This is a genomic window from Rhodococcus sp. NPDC056960 (genome assembly GCF_042674125.1).
Lineage (GTDB): Bacteria > Actinomycetota > Actinomycetes > Mycobacteriales > Mycobacteriaceae > Rhodococcus_F.
This window is the reverse complement of sequence record NZ_JBHURF010000013.1, coordinates 110,540-127,012: the sequence shown is the minus strand read 5'-3', so window position 1 is coordinate 127,012 and position 16,473 is coordinate 110,540. Positions and strand designations below refer to the sequence as shown.

Genomic DNA, 16,473 nt, shown 5'->3' with positions numbered 1-16,473 from the left:
TGATCTCCGTACGTCGTGGACAGAGCTCGATCGTCAGGTGGTTGGTGCAGCTACGGTCTGTTCGGCAGGTGGGGCGGCAGGGTTATGACGCCGGTACGGCCGGCATGTGTAGCTCGATCGAACCGGTGCAGTCTCCGCACGAGTGGGCAGCCGGCGGGCCGGTGGGCGAGAGCTCGACGTCCGGGGGCGAAGCCACGGTGCCGCACGTTTCGAGCGCGAGGAGAGCTGCACCGTAGGCGCCGGTGATCTGCGGGTCCGGCGGGACGTCCACGCGCACCCCCAGCGCCGAGCTCAGGAAATGGACGGCCGCGGCATTCTTCGCCACCCCACCGGTCATCACCACCGGCGTCTTCTTGCCCACCTGGGCAATCAAACCGAGCGTCCGGGCGGATACGGCCCGGTGAACGGAGGCGGCTATGTCCGTCCGCTCGCACCCGCTTGCGAGCAGCGACACGATCTCGGTTTCGGCGAAGGTTGCGCACATGCTGCTGACCTCCAGGTTCTTGTCACCCGACATGGCGAGGTCGGCCAGCTCCTCGACCTCGCACTCGATGGCCCTCGCGAGTACCTCGAAGAATCGCCCCGTGCCGCTGGCACATCGGTCGTTCATCGCGAAGTCCTCGACGAGTCCCTCGTCGTCCACAGCGATGACCTTGCTGTCCTGCCCACCGATGTCGACGATCAAGCGGACGCCGGGGCACAGTGCTGCGACGCCGCGCGCATGACAGGTGATCTCGGTGAACGTCCGCCCGATGCCGGGGACGAGTCTGCGACCGTAGCCGGTGCTGATGGTGGCGGTGATCTGCGACGACGCCACCGAGGCCCGGCCGAGGGCGTCGTCGATTGCCTGCCGCATTCCAGCTCGGCTCACGGCGCCCATCTGAACGGCGCTCGCGCCCAGAAACGCCGCGGACCCGTCGAGGATGACGGCTTTGGCGGACGTCGATCCCAGGTCGACTCCCATGAAGTATTCCGTCACGTCGATCAAACCCGGCTTCGGCGGACGTCGATGCCCTCGAGCATGGCTGCCAGACGGCTTTCGAGGATCTCGTCCTTGTAGAAGGATGCGTCGGCGACGTCGCCTTCGAAGAACATCGAAGGGATTCCGAGTTCTTTCTGCGCCGACTTCGCGAGCAGGTGCTGGGGGTTGGTGAATGCTCGGCAGGTACGGGAGGCGTGGAAGACGATTCCGTCGATTCCGTAGTCGACGCAGTCGCGGTTGGTGAGGTGCTTGAGCGTCTTGACGCCGTGGTTAGTCGGGCACAGCAAATAGTGCTGCGCCATGCCGAGAATGGGATCTTCCGTGTCGATCAGGTGCGGTTCCTGCCAGAACGCATTGTGCGTGTACCTGCCGCAGACCACGGCGACGTCGGCGTCGGCGAATTTGCGCGACAGCCAGCCGAGCTTGTTCCAGTTCATGATGCCGTCGAAGTAGAGACGGTAGCGCTCGTTGCGGACGCCGGGGATGGCGTTGTCGAGACGGTACTGGACTTCGGTTTTGACGTCGGCGAAGTACTGGACCAGTTCCGGTCCGGCGGGCATGAAGTTGATGTGTGCGATGCTGGCGATCCAGTCCCAGTAGGTGGCCGGTGTCGGGGCGGCACGGCACAACGCCATCGCCTCGCGTCGTAGTTCCGAGGCGCGTTTGATGTAGGACATGTTCTGCCGTAGCGCATCCCAGTCGAACGGCCGGCCTGTCATCGTCTCCAGGAAGGCGATCAGCTTGTGCAGTTGATCGGCCACATAACGTGATGCCTGCTCCCACTCCTCACCGCGAAGGTAGCCTGCGTCGGGTTTGTTGCTGGGCAGGAAGGGGAGGGAGACGTTGAAGATCGGCACCTGTTTTCCGAAGACGCGGTACGAAATCTCGTCCCACTGCTGGCCGGTGCTGCAGCCGGCGTACGCGTTGACGAAGAAGTCCGGTGCAGGCAGGCGGGAGGCGAGTTGCTGTTGGTCGACGAGTCCGACGATGCCGTTCTCATCCTCGGACTTGGCCTGCTTGGTGAGTACGGCGCAGCCGAGATGTGTTCTCGCGTACGAACACAACTCGCCGATGTACCCGTATTCCTCGCCGGCGAGCTGAGCCGGCTTCTCGAGCTGTTGTGCGGCCAGGCGTGCCGAGAACGCCTCGCCGTGGCACCACTCGAGTCCGGCGGCCTGGAAGATCGGGTTCACGGCCGAACCGTTGTACCAGACCACCTGCTTGCCGCGTTCCTTCGCCGTGAACAGGTTCTCCCAGTAGTCGCCCACCATGTTGGTGGCGGTCGGGATGACGATCTTGTTGGAATTGCCGAGCGTGGGGGCTGACACAGTGAATTCCTCCGAAGGTAGGTGTGGGTGCTAGACGGTGGACAGTTGCTTGCGTCTGATTCGCTCCACCAGCGCTTCCACCCGGGTGCGGATGGATTCCATCGGTAGACCCTCGTGTTCGGTTTCGATGAGCAACAGCGGAATCGATCTGGCTTCCAATGCTTTCCGTAGCTCCGGGTAGAAGAGCATGTGCGGTTCGCAAAACTTCGCCATCAGGACGATGACGCCCTGCGCGCCGCTGGCGGCGACCGAGTCGACGAGGAACCGGTCCCAGTCCACTTCGTGCTGAACGCGGGTGGGACAGGGTACGGCGGTGTTGCGCCGGAGGTACACCGACGCGACGGCTTCGAGAGGATCGCCTCCAGATCCGACATCGGTTGATACGTACCGTGTTCCGTGGAACAGATCGTCGTCGACCACGATGGCTCCGCAGTCCTCGATGACGTCCAGGAGTTCCGGTTTGGGGGCGTGGCAGAAGTGGCCGGAGAGGTGGATGCGGATGCGGTCGTCGCGCGGCACATGGCTCGAGTCGCCCATCACGTCGCCAAGTAGTTCTGTGTGTTCCTCTTTGTCCATGATCATGCTGGACTTGACGAGGACCTGGAGCTGGGCGGATGTCAGTGCGGCGTCGCCGGACCGCCTGTTCTCGAAGATCGTCCGCATCAGGCGCCGGTTGGCGTCGAAGACGTCGATGCTTCGCGAGAGATCCGCGTCGGAGATCCTGCGATCAGCGAACTTCTCGAGCTCGCTGCGAAAATCTTCCATTTTTCCCAGTACCTGCGGAAATGCCCAATCGTCGCTCATGGAGGACATCAATTGGCCGAAGTAGACCGGCTTGTCCGATTCATCCTCGCGCACGACGTCGATGGCACCCAGCAACTGGATGCAATGGTCGGCATGGAAGAAGCCGTCGTAGACGTCCAAACGGCCGAGTGCTGCTTGATCGGCGACGTTTCGGGTATATCCACAGTTGAACTCGCCCAGCAGATTACGCCCGACGGTGATCGGTTGCCGGTCTTCTTGGATGATCACGGGAAGTACACCTGCGGCGTGCGCGAGTTCGGCGGGAAAGTTCATCGGAAACACTCCGAGTGCCATTCTCCCGGTTCGCTTTTTCCACTGTGCGACATAGTCGTTCGGACTATCGGCGACGGCGCTCATGGCGCGCATTGCCCGTGTGAATGTCGACGGCATGGTTCTCGCCCGTCCTTTTCTCGTGTGACTCATGGCGCTGGACCCAGGCACGCGTCTTCGGTTGTGACGTACCCGACAGGAGCGATCATGCGCCCATTTTTCACAAGTTGCAACTAGATGTTTAAAAATTTGTACAACGTTGCAGCTAGATGGGCTACTCTGATGAGTGCGAGGCGGATGTGGAGGCTACGAACGTGCGAACCGGATCACGGGAGCGATGTGTGGTGGCTTGCTGCCGGCTCGCGCGAAATGACGAAATACGTTTGCCTGCAACAGGCCTCACGCCAATCCGTCCGGACGGTCCACTTGACGAGATGCACGTCACATTTTATGGTCATTCCATTCGCGGGCCGCTCGGCAATCGACGTCGCGGTCGACCCTTCGTCGCGATCCTTCCTCTTCCAGTGCTCCAGGAGCAGATATGACTTCGTCCCTGCCTCTCGACATAGTCACGCCACCATCGAAAGCAACCTCCCGCCGCGCATCTCTTGCGGCCTTCTCGGGATCGGCAATCGAGTACTACGACCTCGTTGCCTATGGAACTGCCGCAGCCCTCGTCTTCAGCGATCTCTTCTTCCGCGACGTCAGCACCCATGTCGCACTGCTGCTGTCCTTCGCCACCTTCGCCGCAGGATACGTAGCTCGTCCACTCGGTGGGTTGTTGTTCGGATACATCGGCGACAAGTATGGTCGCCGGACCGCAGTGTTGCTCACGATCTCCGTTATGGGCGCCGCGACCGTGTGCATCGGTTTGCTCCCGACGTACGACTCGATCGGTTCGTTTGCCCCGGTCCTCCTCGTCGTCCTACGAGTCCTGCAGGGACTGGCAGTCGGCGGTGAACTGGGTGGAGCTGTCCTGATCTCGGTCGAACATGCCCCGAAGAACAAGCGTGGCTTCTACGGCAGCTTCTCTACCGCGGGCGCCCAGGGCGGAACACTCCTTGCGACGATCGTCTTCGCCGTCGTCACGTTGATGCCGGACGAGCGGTTCAATTCGTGGGGTTGGCGGATTCCGTTCCTGCTCAGTGCCGTCATCGTTCTCGTCGGAATGTTGATCCGCCGCGGTCTGGACGAGACACCCGACTTCAAGCAGAGTCAGGCCGACCGTGCTGCTTCGTCCTCTGACGCGGCTGCGGTCAAGCACAATCCGATTCGTGACGCGCTCTCGAAGCATCCGATGACGATCCTCGGTATCACGTTCATCATGGCCGGAATGATGTCCATCTGGTACGTCATTACCGTGTACAGCCTCAGTTATGCCGTCAACCACGCGGGTATCCCTCGAACGAGCATGTTGTGGGTGGTCTCTGCAGCAACGCTGGTCGTCGTCCTCATGAACCCGGTATGGGGGGCACTCTCCGACAAGGTCAGTCGAAGTCGGCTCATCGTCTTCGGTTTGCTCAGCGAGGCCGTACTTCTGTTCTTCTACTTCGCAACGCTCGGCGTCGGCAACCTGGCGCTGGTGTTCATCTCACTCATCCTCGTTGCAGGGCTGGGGCACGCGGTGGTCAACGGCATCTTCCCGGCCTTCGTCGTCGAGAGCCTGCCTGCCGCTGTGCGATACACCGCAGGATCGTTCGGAATGCAGCTGGCGGCGCTGGTTGCCGGCTTCGCGCCACTGGTCGCGACCGCGCTCGAACCCACCGCCGGCGGTGTGTGGACCGTCAGCGCGCTGTGCCTCGCACTATGCGCTCTGGGTGCCGTCAGCGCCGCCTACATCGTCAAGATTCACGCTCCGCAGCAGGACTCGGCTGTCACGCAGACTTCTCCGTCATCTTCAATGAAAGCGAGCAACGCACAATGATCCCTCCGCACACATCGCCACTGTCCGCGCAGCGCGCGTACGACTTTTCCGGCTCAGGCATTCTCATTGCGGGTGGGACGTCGGGGGTGGGTCTTGCCACCGCGAGATACTTCGCCGACGCAGGGGCAACGAAGCAGGTACTGGTCGGCCGCAACGAACGTCGCGGTAAGGACGCACTTGCTCGGCTCGCAGAGACCAACCCCGGATGCGACGTCCTGTTCGTCGCCGCAGATGTCAACGAAGCCGGGGCAGCGGACGAAGTCGTCCGGCAGGCACACCAACATCTGGGCGCAGTCGATGTTCTCGTCAACTCTACGGTCGCGCAATATCAGCCCACGTTGCTGCACGACATCGAACCCGACAAGCTGATCGACATCCTGGTCCAGCAGGCAATCGGACCGATCTTGATGAGCAGGGCCGTCGTGCCCGTGATGCGCGAGCGCGGACACGGCGCGATCGTCACCATCGCGTCGGACGCAGCGAAGGTCCCCACCCCGGGAGAGACCGGAATCGGTGCTGCGATGGCTGCGATCGTGACGTTCTCGCAAACACTCGCCGTCGAAGCCAAGCGATACGGCGTTCGTGTCAATGTTCTGACACCGTCACTCATCGTCAACACCGGATCGTACGATCGGGCGATGAATGCCGAGTTCAGCAAGAAGATCTTCGACAAGATCGTCTCACAGGCCCAGCTGGGTCTGACCGAGCCCGAGGACCTGGCCGATGCAATTCTGTTCCTCGCATCTCCACTCTCGCGCAGAATTACAGGACAGGTGATCAGTGTGAACGGTGGTATCTCCGTTGCCTGAGATGAGCACACGTGCGCCCTTGGTGCGCCGTCGTGTCCGGTCGAGCGAGGACATCCTCGACGTGGAACAGCAGCGACACCAGCACCTGCTACCCGGCTCGACCATTCACGCATGTCTTACCGAATCGGCTCGTCGGCACCCGGACAAGAGCGCGATTCTGCATCTCGACGGTCCGGACTTCATGACGCCGACCCGAGAGGTCACCTACCGCGAGCTGCTCGGAGGGGTGGAGGCGTCGGCATCGGTGTTCCTCGAGCGTGCTGCGGACGCTCCGAGTGTGGTCGCCGTGATGGTCCCGATGGTGCCCGAGGGATTGTTCGCCACCTGGGGTGCTCAGCGGGTGGGGACGGCGGTGCCGCTGAACCCCTTTCTCGAACTCGCCTCACTCGTCAACATCCTGAAGCTCACCTCGGCGACCGTTCTGGTCACGACCGACGAGATCCTTCGGGAACGCGGTGTGGACGCGGCTGCGGTTCTGACGACTGTCCCGACGCTTCGGGATGTCCTTCTCGTCGGCGGTGACAACAGCACGTTCACGGAAGCATTGACCGAACATCGCGGCCGCACCGTCGGCGTCGAGGACGACCCCCACCGGGATGCAATGGTCATGCCTACCGGTGGTACGACGGGTGCGCCGAAGTTGGTGCGCATGTCACAGAGCGGTCAACTCGTCGTGGCGTGGAACGTCGGAGCACTGATGGGGTGCGAGGAAGATGCCGTGGTCGGCCACGGTATGCCGAACTTTCACTGCGGCGGAAGCATCGCGCTTGCCCTTCGATCGGTCGTCTACGGACAGACGTTGCTGACTTTGACGTCCGGTGGCTTCCGGTCACGGGACGTTGTCGAGAATTTCTGGGCGATCGTCGAGCGATACGGCATGACATCGACGATGGCCACCCCGACGACAGCATTCGCGATCCTGAACGCGGCGGACGCACCGAAGGGCTCGACGACGCTGACCGACTTCCACGTCGGTGGAAGCACGGTGTCCACTGCTCTGATCCGGACGTTCCACGATCGGTTCGGAATATGGCTGCGCGAATGTTGGGGTGGCACAGAGTTTCACGGAACGATCACCGGGCATCCGAACGACGGTGTCGAACCGCGCGTGGGCTCGGCCGGCCGGCCCCTGCCGCATTCCCAGGTGCGCGCTGTCGTTCTCGATATCGACGGCCGGTGGATTCGTGACTGCAATCCAGGGGAGCAGGGAGAGTTGCTGATCGGCGGACCGACTGTAAGCCCCGGATACCACGATGCGCATCTCGATGCCGGCTTCTTCGTGGCCGGTGTGCCCGGCGGTGGAGTATGGGGACGGACGGGCGACCTGGGAACCGTGGACGCCTCGGGATTCGTCTGGGTGTCGGGACGCAGCAAGGATCTGATCATTCGTGGTGGCCACAATATCGATCCACGAGACATCGAGGAGGCGCTGGGCTCGCATCCTGCGGTAGAAGTGGTGGCTGCCGTGGGTCGACCGGACCAGGCGAAGGGGGAGATGCCGGTCGCGTATGTCCAGCTCAAGGCGGGGCATGTTGCCGAGTCCGCCGACCTGTTGCAGTTCTGCCGCGAACATGTGCAGGAGAAAGCGGCTACCCCGGTCCATGTCACGGTGCTCGATCGACTGCCGCTGACTCCCGTCGGTAAGATATCGAAGCCTGCGCTCCGCGCATTGGCTTTGAAGGACGAGGTTCGTCACGTCGTGTCGAGTTCGAGCCGGGCACCCGTAGTCTGCGATATCGCGCTCGACGACACCGGTCTGCGCCGAGAAGTGACCGTGACGCTGACACCCGCATCGGCGTCGAGCGTCGACATCGAGTCGTTGGAGGAGAAGTTGGGGGCCTACGAGTTCTTTTCACGGGTCGAAGTGAATACGTTCGTTGCAACACAGTAGGAGGACTCGTTGATAGCGTCGAACCGTCTTGCTCGGCAGCCACTGCCGCCGCCGAGTGCGCGGTCGATGCTGTTGACGGTCATCGGTGAGTTCTTGTACGACGCCGAAGAGGGGGCGTGGACCGCTGCACTGATGAAGGTCCTCGGTGGGATGGGGATAGAGGATCACGCTGCGCGGCAATTGCTCTCGCGCGCCGCATCGGCCAAGTGGATCAAGCGTGAACGCGTCGGTCGTGGGGTGCGCTGGCATCTCGCCGACCACGGTCGCGCGTTGGCGGCCGACGGTATCAAGCGGTCGCATGCGTTCCTCGACGGGCCATCGCCGTGGAAGGACGAATGGCTCGTGCTGACGATAACGGTGCCCCAGCGCAAGAACTCGGTTCGCAACCGCCTCAACGGAGGCCTGACCTGGTTGGGGATGGGCAATCCGACACCAGGAGTCTGGGTTACACCGCACGTCGACAGGGCGCGAGAGCTGAGCGAATTGATCTCGACGCTCGGTCTGACCGAATCGGCACTCGTTCTCACCGGCAATCTTCGCCCGGGAGGGCTGGGCAACTACGACGTCGTGGAGAGAGCGTGGGATCTGACCGACCTTGCCGAAAGCTACCAAACACTGCTCATACAGGACGGTGCATCCGAGCCGGGCGACGATGATGAACTGCTACTTGCCTACATCGAACTCGTGAGTCTGCAACAGAGGTTCATGAGGCTCGACCCACAACTCCCCAAGGAACTCTTGCCGGAATGGATCGGCCGTGACGGCGCGGTGCTCTTCCAGAGACGCCGCGAACAGTGGTCGGCGCAGGCGCATGCGCACTGGCTCAGGGTCGTCGAGGAATCCGCACCGAAATAGCCGCGGTGGTCCGGTGTGACCGGTGTCGACGCCGGTGAACACGGGTCAGGATCGGTGGGGAGGTGTGCGGGCGGCGGGCTGGAAGAGTTCGATCAGATTGCCGGCGGGGTCGGCGATCAGGATCTGGCGGCCGCCGGGGCCGGTGACCATGTCGCTGCGGAATGCGACGTCGGCATCGCGCAGGCGGGCGATCTCGGCGTCGAGGTCACTGACGATGAGGTGGATGCGGTTGCCGCCCGGGCCGGTGATGTCGGTGGGGGTGGCGCGAGCGCCCGAGGTGGCTGGGCCGGACAGCAGTAGGCGCAGGGAGCCGCGGATCACGTCGGCGAAGGCGGGGGCTGGGTTGGTGTGCAGGGTGAAGCCGAGGTGGCGGGTGTAGAAGGCGATGGCTGCGGGCACGTCGTCGACGAGGTAGCGGACGCTGGCGTATTGGTCTGGGGTGGTCATCGGGCACTCCTTTTCACGGTTCGGCGGTGAGAATCGGCAGCAGGTACCGGATGCGGGTGTCGATCTCGGTGGCGGTGGCCTGGAAGGCTGGGTAGGTGTCCGCGTCGGTGTCCCCTGCTGACGCCGGGTCGGGAATGCTCCAATGGATCCAGCGTGTGCCGTCGCCGAACTCCGGACAGACCTCGCGGGCCTTGTCGCACAATGTGATTACGGTGTCGAACCGGAGGTCGGCGAGGGTATCGAGGTGGCGGGGATCCTGGTCGGAGATGTCGATTCCGAACTCTTCTCGTAGCACCCGGACCGCATTGGGATGCATGTGCGGTTTAGGGCGGGTGCCGGCGCTGATTGTTTCGACGAGGCCGTCGGTGTGGCGGCGCAGCAGTGCTTCCGCGATGGCGGAGCGTGCGCTGTTCCCGGTGCACACGAACAACACCGCCAGGGGTGTAGTCGGGTCGAACGACGGGGGTGTGGGGCTCAGGTCGAGCGCCGGGTGGAGTGCGGCGCCGGTTCCTGCCAGCATCTGAGTGCAGCGGCTCAGGTTCAGGTGGTAGTAGCTGTCGCGGCCGTCGAAGCTGCTGCGGGTGGCCTTCACCAGTCCGCCGTCGCGCAGCAGGCGCAGGTGGTACGAAATCAGGTTCTGCGGCTCACCGATCAGTGTCACCATCTCCCGGACCCGGTAGTCACTGCCCGACAGGGTCGTCAACAGCTGCCACCGCAGCGGATGAGCGGCCAGCTGCACGAAGGACGGGACGGGTTGACGGACCGGTACCACGACACGAGCATACCACCAGATACATCAAAGTAGATTGATGTAATTTTCCGATCGCTCTGCGATTGGGAGCCTGGTGCCGAAGACGGCCGTGGCGGAACGCCGGATGGGCTGCCGAGAACTTTCGAGGGACGAACTACGTGGTGCCTGGGACCTTCTGTGAAGCTGTCACCTGGTTCCTGCCGGAGACGTGCTCGAGCGCGCCGTCCGGACCCGCGAGTACGACCTTTTCCTGCCCGGTCGCGCGGGCGCGAGTTTCGTCGTGCACAGCTCGTCGAGCCGCCGCCGGACGCTGTCGTCGACGGTGGCATGGGCGAGGAGACGCTGCAACCGGCGGTAGAACACGGCCGGAAAGATCCCGAATTCGGGGAGGATGTGGTCGTCGCCGCCGCCGAAGGGTGCCCATTTGACCGCGAAGTCGAGCATGCCGAGTTCTTCCCTGGTCACGACGTCTCCTTCTCTCTTCTGTCGGGGTACGCGGGTGCGGCCGTGCGAAAAGTCGCACGGCCGCACCCGGTGGGTCATCGCACGTCGAGGTAGATGCTCTTGAGCTGCTGGTAGCTCGCGAGTCCCTCGGGTCCGAGTTCGCGGCCGAGGCCGCTGCTCTTGATCCCGCCGAAGGGGGCGGTGGGATCGTTGGAATAGCCGTTGATGCCGACGGTTCCGCTGGCGACGTTGCGGGCGAACTGGGCGCCGCGCTCGGGGTCGGCGGTCCAGATCGAGCCGCCGAGTCCGTAGTCGGAGTCGTTGGCGATGGCGATGGCCTCGGCCTCGTCGGTGTAGGGGATGACCGACAGGACGGGTCCGAAGATCTCTTCCTGGGCGATGGTGTGACCGGTGTCGACGTCGGCGAACACGGTGGGTTCGACGAACCAGCCGTGGTCGGCGTTGTCGGGCCGGCGGCCACCGGTGGTGACGCGTCCGCCGTCGGCGCGGCCCTTGTCGATGTAGCTTTCGACGCGGTGCCGTTGTCGGGCGGAGACGAGTGGTCCCATCTGCGTGGTGTCGGACAGGGGATCGCCGACCGACAGGCCCCTCGCGAGATCGGTGATGGTGTCGACGATCTCGTCGTACCGCGACCGTGGCGCGAGGACGCGGGTGCCGAGCCAGCAGATCTGCCCGTTGTTCAGCAGCGTTGCCGCGAAGAAGGATTCGAGGTTCGCGGCGAGATCGGCGTCGTCGAGGACGACGGCGGCGGATTTGCCGCCGAGTTCGAGGGTGACCGGGCGGAGCAGTTCGCCGCAGGTGCGGGCGATGGCGCGACCGGCCCCGGTGGAGCCGGTGAACGAGACCTTGTCGATGCCGGGATGGGCGACGAGGTAGGCGCCGAGTTCCCGGCCGCCGGGAACGATGTTCAGCACACCCGCGGGGAGCCCGGCGGCGATGGCGGCCTCGGCCATGAGGAACGCGTCGAGCACGGTCTCGGGTGAGGGCTTGAGGACGACGGTGCACCCGGCGGCGAGGGCGGGGGCGAGTTTGAGGAACGTGATGGCCTGCGGCACGTTCCACGGGACGATGGCGCCGACGACGCCGATCGGGGAGCGGGTGACGAGGGTGGAACCGCCGAGCATGCCGGGCCGGATCTCGTCCTCCTGCTTCGCCGCCATCTCGGCGTAATAGCGGAGCAGGACGGGCGGGAAGCCGCCCTCGAACTGCCGCGCGAGGGTGATGGGCATACCGTTCTGGCTGCTCACCCGGGTGGCGGTGTCCTCGGCGCGGGCCTCGAGTTCGTCGGCGAAGCGGCCGAGTACCTCGGCGCGCTGTGCGGCGGTCCACGACGCCCACTCGGTGAGTGCGGCGCGCGCGGCGTCGACAGCGTCGTCGATGTCGGTCTCGGCGCCCTCCGGGACCGAGCCGATCTGCTGCTCGGTGGTCGGGGAGATGACCGGGATGGTGGCGGCGCCGGACGGCCGGGTCCATCCGCCGCGGATATAGAGATCGGTGTAGTCGATCGTCATCGGGTGTCCTTCTCGGGAAGTTCGGTGAGGGGGTGGTCAGTCCTGCACGAGCACGGGTTTGAGGACCTCGCCGCGGTGCTGCGCGTCGATCGCGTCGTTGATCTTGGCGAACGGGAATGTGGTGACGAGCTTGTCGAGCGGGAACCGGCCGGCCTTGTACAGCTCGACGAGTTCGGGGATGAACTCGTCGGGGACGCTGTCGCCCTCGATGATTCCGGTGATCGTGAGACCCATGGCGAGGGAGTTGATGATGTTCAGCGGCACCGAGGACTCCGGGTCGGCGGGCACACCGATCAGCCCGACCTTGCCGTGGAAGGTCATGGAGCCGATGAGCGATTCGATCACGGCGGGGATGCCGGACGTGTCGATCGCGTAGTCCACGCCGGCGGGGATGATGGCGCGGACCTGCTCGGCGACTGGGCCGGCGGCGGGATCGAGGGCGTGGGTGGCGCCGAGTTCGAGGGCGAGGTCGCGCCTCGACTGGTGGGGTTCGACGGCGATGATGGTGGCGCAGCCCTGCACGACGGCGCCCATGACGGCGGCCAGCCCGACCGATCCGGCGCCGGCGACGAGGATCGCGGATCCGGGCCGGCAGTCGAGAGAACGCATGACGGCGCCCGCGCCGGTCTGGATGCCGCAGCCCAGCGGTGCGAGGAGTTCGGCGGGAACGTCGGCGGGAACCTTCACCACGTTGCGTTCGAACGCGAGGCTGTAGGTGGCGAACGACGACTGTCCGAAGAACAGACCGGTCAGGGATTCGCCGTCGGGGGTGGTGATCGGGCCGGTGCCGTCGTCGCGGACGCCGTCGTAGGCGAGGTGCATGAACTGGTGGCAGTAGGAGGGCGCCCCGGTGGTGCACGACGGACAGGTTCCGCAGCTGTTGAAGGTGATGGCGACGCGGTCGCCGGGTGCGACCTTGGTGACGCCGTCGCCGACTTCCCGGACGACACCGCATCCTTCGTGCCCGAGGACGGCCGGCAGTGCGGTCGGGAGGGCGCCGTCGCGGGCGGCGAGGTCGGTGTGGCAGATGCCGACGGCCTCGATCTCGACGAGCACCTCGCCGGCCCTCGGTCCGTCGATGGTGATCGGTTCGAGGGTGAACTCGGTGTGCGGTTCTCTCGCGACTGCTGCGAGTGCTTCCATCATCAATGCTCCCTGTGGTGTGGGCCGGCCCTGCAGGACCGGTGGAAATCGAATGATCAGAGAACGGTTTCCCGCAACGGCGTCGCGGGATCGGCGAGGGCGGTGCGGTCCACCTTGGTGCGGTTGCCGATGAACTTCTTTCCTGCCATGAATTCGCTTGCCGCATTCACGGTCTCGACCGCCACGGGAATCCCGTCACTGTCGAGGTGGAACAGGGCGAACGAGGTGTCGGAGGCGTCGCCGCGCAGGACGGCCCTCGTGTCGGGACCGACCATCCCCGCCATCTTCATCTTCAGGTCGAACTGATCCGACCAGAACCACGGCACCTCGTGCGGCGGCAGGGGTGCGTTCATGATCACCGCCGCCGCCTGCTTCGCCTGTTCGACTGCGCTGGGGATGCTTTCGAGCCGCACCATCTTTCCGAGCGTGTCGTGCAGGCGGTAGGTCACGTCCCCGATCGCGAGGACGTGCGGATCGCTGGTGCGTGCCGAACCGTCGACGACGATCCCGGCGAGGCACTCGAGGCCGGACTCGCGTGCCAGCGCGTCGTTCGGGATCGCGCCGACGCCGACCAGCACGAGGTCGCACGGGATGTCGGTACCGTCGCCGAGGGTGACGCCGCCGACTCGGCCGGCCGTTCCGGTGATCTCGCGGACCTCGGCACCGGTGAGGATGCGAGTGCCGCGAGTGCGGTGGAAGTCGGTGAGGGCGGTGGACAGTTCGGGGCTGGCGACGCGGGCCAGCACCCGGTCTTCCCGTTCGATCACCGTGACGTCGCATCCTCGGGCGCGAGCCGATGCGGCGACCTCGAGCCCGACGTATCCGCCGCCGATGATGGCCAGCGCCGATCCGGTATGCACGGCCTCGCGCAACCGGGTGGCGTCGGCGAGCGTGCGCAGGCTCAGCACACCCTCGAGGTCGCTGCCCGGGAGTGTCAGAGTTCGTGGTGCGGCGCCCGTCGCGAGGACGAGCGTCGTGTACTCCAGAACGGTGCCGGACGCCGTGGTCGCCGTCCGGGCGTCGCGGTCGATTCGGACGACCGGATCGCCGAGCAGGGTGTCGATCGCGTTGTCGGCGTAGAACGATTCCGGCTTGAGCCACTGGACGAACTCGTCGTCGGCGTACTTCTTCGACAGCGGCGGGCGGTGATACGGCGGGTGGGTTTCGTCTCCGCACAGGACGATGCGACCGTCGAACTTCTGCTGCCGCAGCATGCCGGCGAGAGTGCCGCCGGCATGCCCGGCCCCGACGATCACCACGGTGGGTGACGGGTGTGACGTGACCATGATTACCGGGTGAACTCGATCTGGACGGGCATGTTCTTGAGCCCGCCGACGAAGTTGGTCTGGATCATCTTCGTGTCGTCGGCAAGCTCGAGCGACTCGATGTGGGGGAGCAGTTCCTCGAACATGATCCGCAGTTCCAGCTTCGCCAGGTGCTGGCCGATGCACATGTGCGGGCCGTAGCCGAAGGCGATGTGCTTGTTGGGCCTGCGGGTGATGTCGAAGGTGTCGGGGTCCGGGATCACGTCGGCGTCCCGGTTACCCGACTGGTACAGCAGCATGAAGCGGTCGCCCTTCTTGATGTCGCGGCCGCGCAGTGTGTAGTCCTGCGTCGCCTGACGCATGAAGTGCTTCACCGGTGACGCCCAGCGCAGCGACTCGTTGACGATGTGCGGCGCGAGCGCCAGGTCGGCCTTCGCCTTCGCGAGGAGTTCCGGGTTGCGTCCGAGTTCGAGCATGCCGCCGGCGAGGGTGCTCGAGGTGGTGTCGTGACCCGCGGTGGCGATGGCGATGAAGTAGCCGTAGGCCACCTCGTTCGGGTAGTACTCGCCACTCTCGTCGCGTGCCACCGAGATGATCGTCGCGAGATCGTCCCGGGGGTTGGCGCGGCGGTCCTGCAGCAGCCTCTCGAAGTAGGCGTAGAAGTCCTGAATCGTGGCCACCCACTGCTTCGCGGCGGCGTCCGGGGTGAGCGGTTCGACGTCCTCACGCGCGGCGTCGGGATCGGCCGTGCCGAAGAACTCCTGGGTGAGGGCCATCATGCGGGGCTCGTCCGACTCAGGGACCCCGAACAGGCTCATGATGACGTGCAGTGGGTAGTGGAGGGCGAAATCCTTGACGAAGTCGATCCGGCCGTCCGTCTTCAGGAGCCGGGCGACGGCAGCCTTGGCGAGGTCGCGGATGACGCTCTCCCACTGGGCGAGGTTGGTGGGCCGGAACCAGTCCAGCGCGATGTCCTTGATCGCGGTGTGCTCCGGCGGGTCGAGGTAGGTGAGGGTCTCGAGGATGCGGAGGCTGCCGTTGTTGATGCTCTTGGTGAACGCGTCGCCGGCCTGGTTCGCCAGGATCGGATTGACGGAGCCCTTGTCCTCGCCCCCGGCACTGGTGAAGATGTCGGGCTGGCGCTCGATCTCCATGATGTCGGCGTGCTTGCTCACCAGCCAGATCGGGTCGTATCCCTCCACCTCGGCGCGGCCGAGAGGGTTGTTCTCGCGCAGCCAGCGGTAGGCCTCGAACAACGCGTCGTTGTCCCGGTGCCCCTCGGGCAGAACGATCTGACGGGCGACGGCGTCCGGAATCAGTTCCGTTACCTGCTCTGTGGTGCTCATCAATTCCCCTTCGTGGTGCAGTGAGGTGCGGCGCCGAACGTTGCGGCGCCCTCGCCGACTGGAGTGACTCCAGCCTGTCAGCCAAGAGAGTGAGAGGCATCACACCATTGATCGAAAGTTGTCCACCTAACGGGGGATGTGTGCCGGGTCACCCCGGCGCGCATCGCGGTCGGTGCGGCAAGAATCACCCCAGGGGAGGGGTGTAATCAGTCGAAGTGGTGATGTGTCCTCCCAGTGATCGGGGACACAATTTTCGTATGGGGAACGCGGCCGGACCTTCCCGGGTTCGGCGAGCCGCCCGGCAAGACGGCCGCGCAGATGTTCACCGGTCAACCTGAAGGAGATCGCCATGCCCACCGTCGTTTACCAGCTCCCGGACGGCTCGACGTCGTCCGTCGACGTTCCCGCCGGCCAGAGCGTGATGGACGGGTCGGTCCGCAACAACCTTCCCGGCATCGTCGCCGAATGCGGCGGTAGCTGCTCGTGCGCCACCTGCCACGTGTACCTCGACGACGGTTCCAGCGCGGCGTTCGGCGAGCCGACGCTGGAGGAACAGGATCTCCTCGAGTTCCTCGACGGTGTCCAGCCGTGTTCGCGTCTCGCCTGCCAGCTCGTGCTCACGCCGGACGTGGACACCGTCACCGTGACCGTCCCGGCCTCGGACGCCTGACAGTTCCGGCCG

15 protein-coding genes are annotated in these 16,473 nt (G+C 64.8%); 5 read left to right on the top strand and 10 right to left on the bottom strand.

The features are described 5' to 3' along the window. Positions 1-82: 82 nt before the first annotated feature. Genes ACFTWF_RS21640 through ACFTWF_RS21630 form a run of 3 tightly spaced genes read right to left on the bottom strand, consistent with a single transcriptional unit; the run spans position 83 to position 3,504 of the window. Positions 83-964 (bottom strand): acyl-CoA dehydratase activase, encoded by an 882-nt coding sequence (locus ACFTWF_RS21640; RefSeq protein WP_378463227.1) that lies wholly within the window; start codon positions 962-964, stop codon positions 83-85. Between the two features lie 20 nt (positions 965-984). Further along, positions 985-2,310, bottom strand: coding sequence for a 2-hydroxyacyl-CoA dehydratase subunit D (locus ACFTWF_RS21635; RefSeq protein WP_378463226.1), 1,326 nt, complete (start codon positions 2,308-2,310; stop codon positions 985-987). Between the two features lie 30 nt (positions 2,311-2,340). Beyond that, positions 2,341-3,504, bottom strand: a complete 1,164-nt coding sequence (locus ACFTWF_RS21630) for a 2-hydroxyacyl-CoA dehydratase subunit D (protein ID WP_378463225.1) — start codon at positions 3,502-3,504, stop codon at positions 2,341-2,343. 421 nt (positions 3,505-3,925) lie between these two features. Here ACFTWF_RS21630 and ACFTWF_RS21625 point away from each other — a divergent pair, with 421 nt between their 5' ends. From ACFTWF_RS21625 to ACFTWF_RS21610, 4 genes are all read left to right on the top strand, one after another. Beyond that, positions 3,926-5,308 (top strand): MFS transporter, encoded by a 1,383-nt coding sequence (locus tag ACFTWF_RS21625; RefSeq protein ID WP_378463224.1) that lies wholly within the window; start codon positions 3,926-3,928, stop codon positions 5,306-5,308. Further along, positions 5,305-6,117 carry an SDR family NAD(P)-dependent oxidoreductase gene (locus ACFTWF_RS21620; protein ID WP_378463223.1) on the top strand — a complete coding sequence of 271 codons (813 nt, stop codon included), beginning with the start codon at positions 5,305-5,307 and terminating at the stop codon, positions 6,115-6,117. The genes ACFTWF_RS21625 and ACFTWF_RS21620 overlap by 4 nt, the downstream gene beginning before the upstream one ends. A 1-nt stretch (position 6,118) precedes the next feature. Next, positions 6,119-8,008: an AMP-binding protein gene (locus tag ACFTWF_RS21615; protein ID WP_378463222.1), complete on the top strand. Its 1,890-nt coding sequence runs from the start codon at positions 6,119-6,121 to the stop codon at positions 8,006-8,008. A 66-nt stretch (positions 8,009-8,074) separates the two neighbouring features. Next, positions 8,075-8,863 carry a PaaX family transcriptional regulator C-terminal domain-containing protein gene (locus tag ACFTWF_RS21610; protein ID WP_378463373.1) on the top strand — a complete coding sequence of 263 codons (789 nt, stop codon included), beginning with the start codon at positions 8,075-8,077 and terminating at the stop codon, positions 8,861-8,863. 45 nt (positions 8,864-8,908) lie between these two features. Here ACFTWF_RS21610 and ACFTWF_RS21605 read toward each other — a convergent pair whose 3' ends face one another. From ACFTWF_RS21605 to ACFTWF_RS21575, 7 genes are all read right to left on the bottom strand, one after another. Next, the gene (locus ACFTWF_RS21605) at positions 8,909-9,310 is read right to left on the bottom strand and encodes a VOC family protein (protein ID WP_378463221.1); all 402 of its coding nucleotides are present in this window, start codon (positions 9,308-9,310) and stop codon (positions 8,909-8,911) included. 13 nt (positions 9,311-9,323) lie between these two features. Continuing rightward, positions 9,324-10,082 carry an ArsR family transcriptional regulator gene (locus ACFTWF_RS21600; RefSeq protein ID WP_378463220.1) on the bottom strand — a complete coding sequence of 253 codons (759 nt, stop codon included), beginning with the start codon at positions 10,080-10,082 and terminating at the stop codon, positions 9,324-9,326. Between the two features lie 165 nt (positions 10,083-10,247). After that, entirely contained in the window at positions 10,248-10,526 is a 279-nt protein-coding gene (locus ACFTWF_RS21595) for a hypothetical protein (RefSeq protein ID WP_378463219.1), read from the bottom strand. 74 nt (positions 10,527-10,600) lie between these two features. Then, the gene (locus ACFTWF_RS21590) at positions 10,601-12,037 is read right to left on the bottom strand and encodes an aldehyde dehydrogenase (protein WP_378463218.1); all 1,437 of its coding nucleotides are present in this window, start codon (positions 12,035-12,037) and stop codon (positions 10,601-10,603) included. A gap of 36 nt (positions 12,038-12,073) precedes the next feature. Then, positions 12,074-13,180 carry an NAD(P)-dependent alcohol dehydrogenase gene (locus tag ACFTWF_RS21585; RefSeq protein ID WP_378463372.1) on the bottom strand — a complete coding sequence of 369 codons (1,107 nt, stop codon included), beginning with the start codon at positions 13,178-13,180 and terminating at the stop codon, positions 12,074-12,076. Positions 13,181-13,236: 56 nt separating this feature from the next. Continuing rightward, entirely contained in the window at positions 13,237-14,466 is a 1,230-nt protein-coding gene (locus ACFTWF_RS21580; RefSeq protein ID WP_378463217.1) for an NAD(P)/FAD-dependent oxidoreductase, read from the bottom strand. Between the two features lie 2 nt (positions 14,467-14,468). Next, the gene (locus tag ACFTWF_RS21575) at positions 14,469-15,791 is read right to left on the bottom strand and encodes a cytochrome P450 (protein WP_378463216.1); all 1,323 of its coding nucleotides are present in this window, start codon (positions 15,789-15,791) and stop codon (positions 14,469-14,471) included. A 349-nt stretch (positions 15,792-16,140) separates the two neighbouring features. Here ACFTWF_RS21575 and ACFTWF_RS21570 point away from each other — a divergent pair, with 349 nt between their 5' ends. Beyond that, entirely contained in the window at positions 16,141-16,461 is a 321-nt protein-coding gene (locus tag ACFTWF_RS21570; protein WP_378463215.1) for a 2Fe-2S iron-sulfur cluster-binding protein, read from the top strand. Positions 16,462-16,473 lie beyond the last annotated feature (12 nt).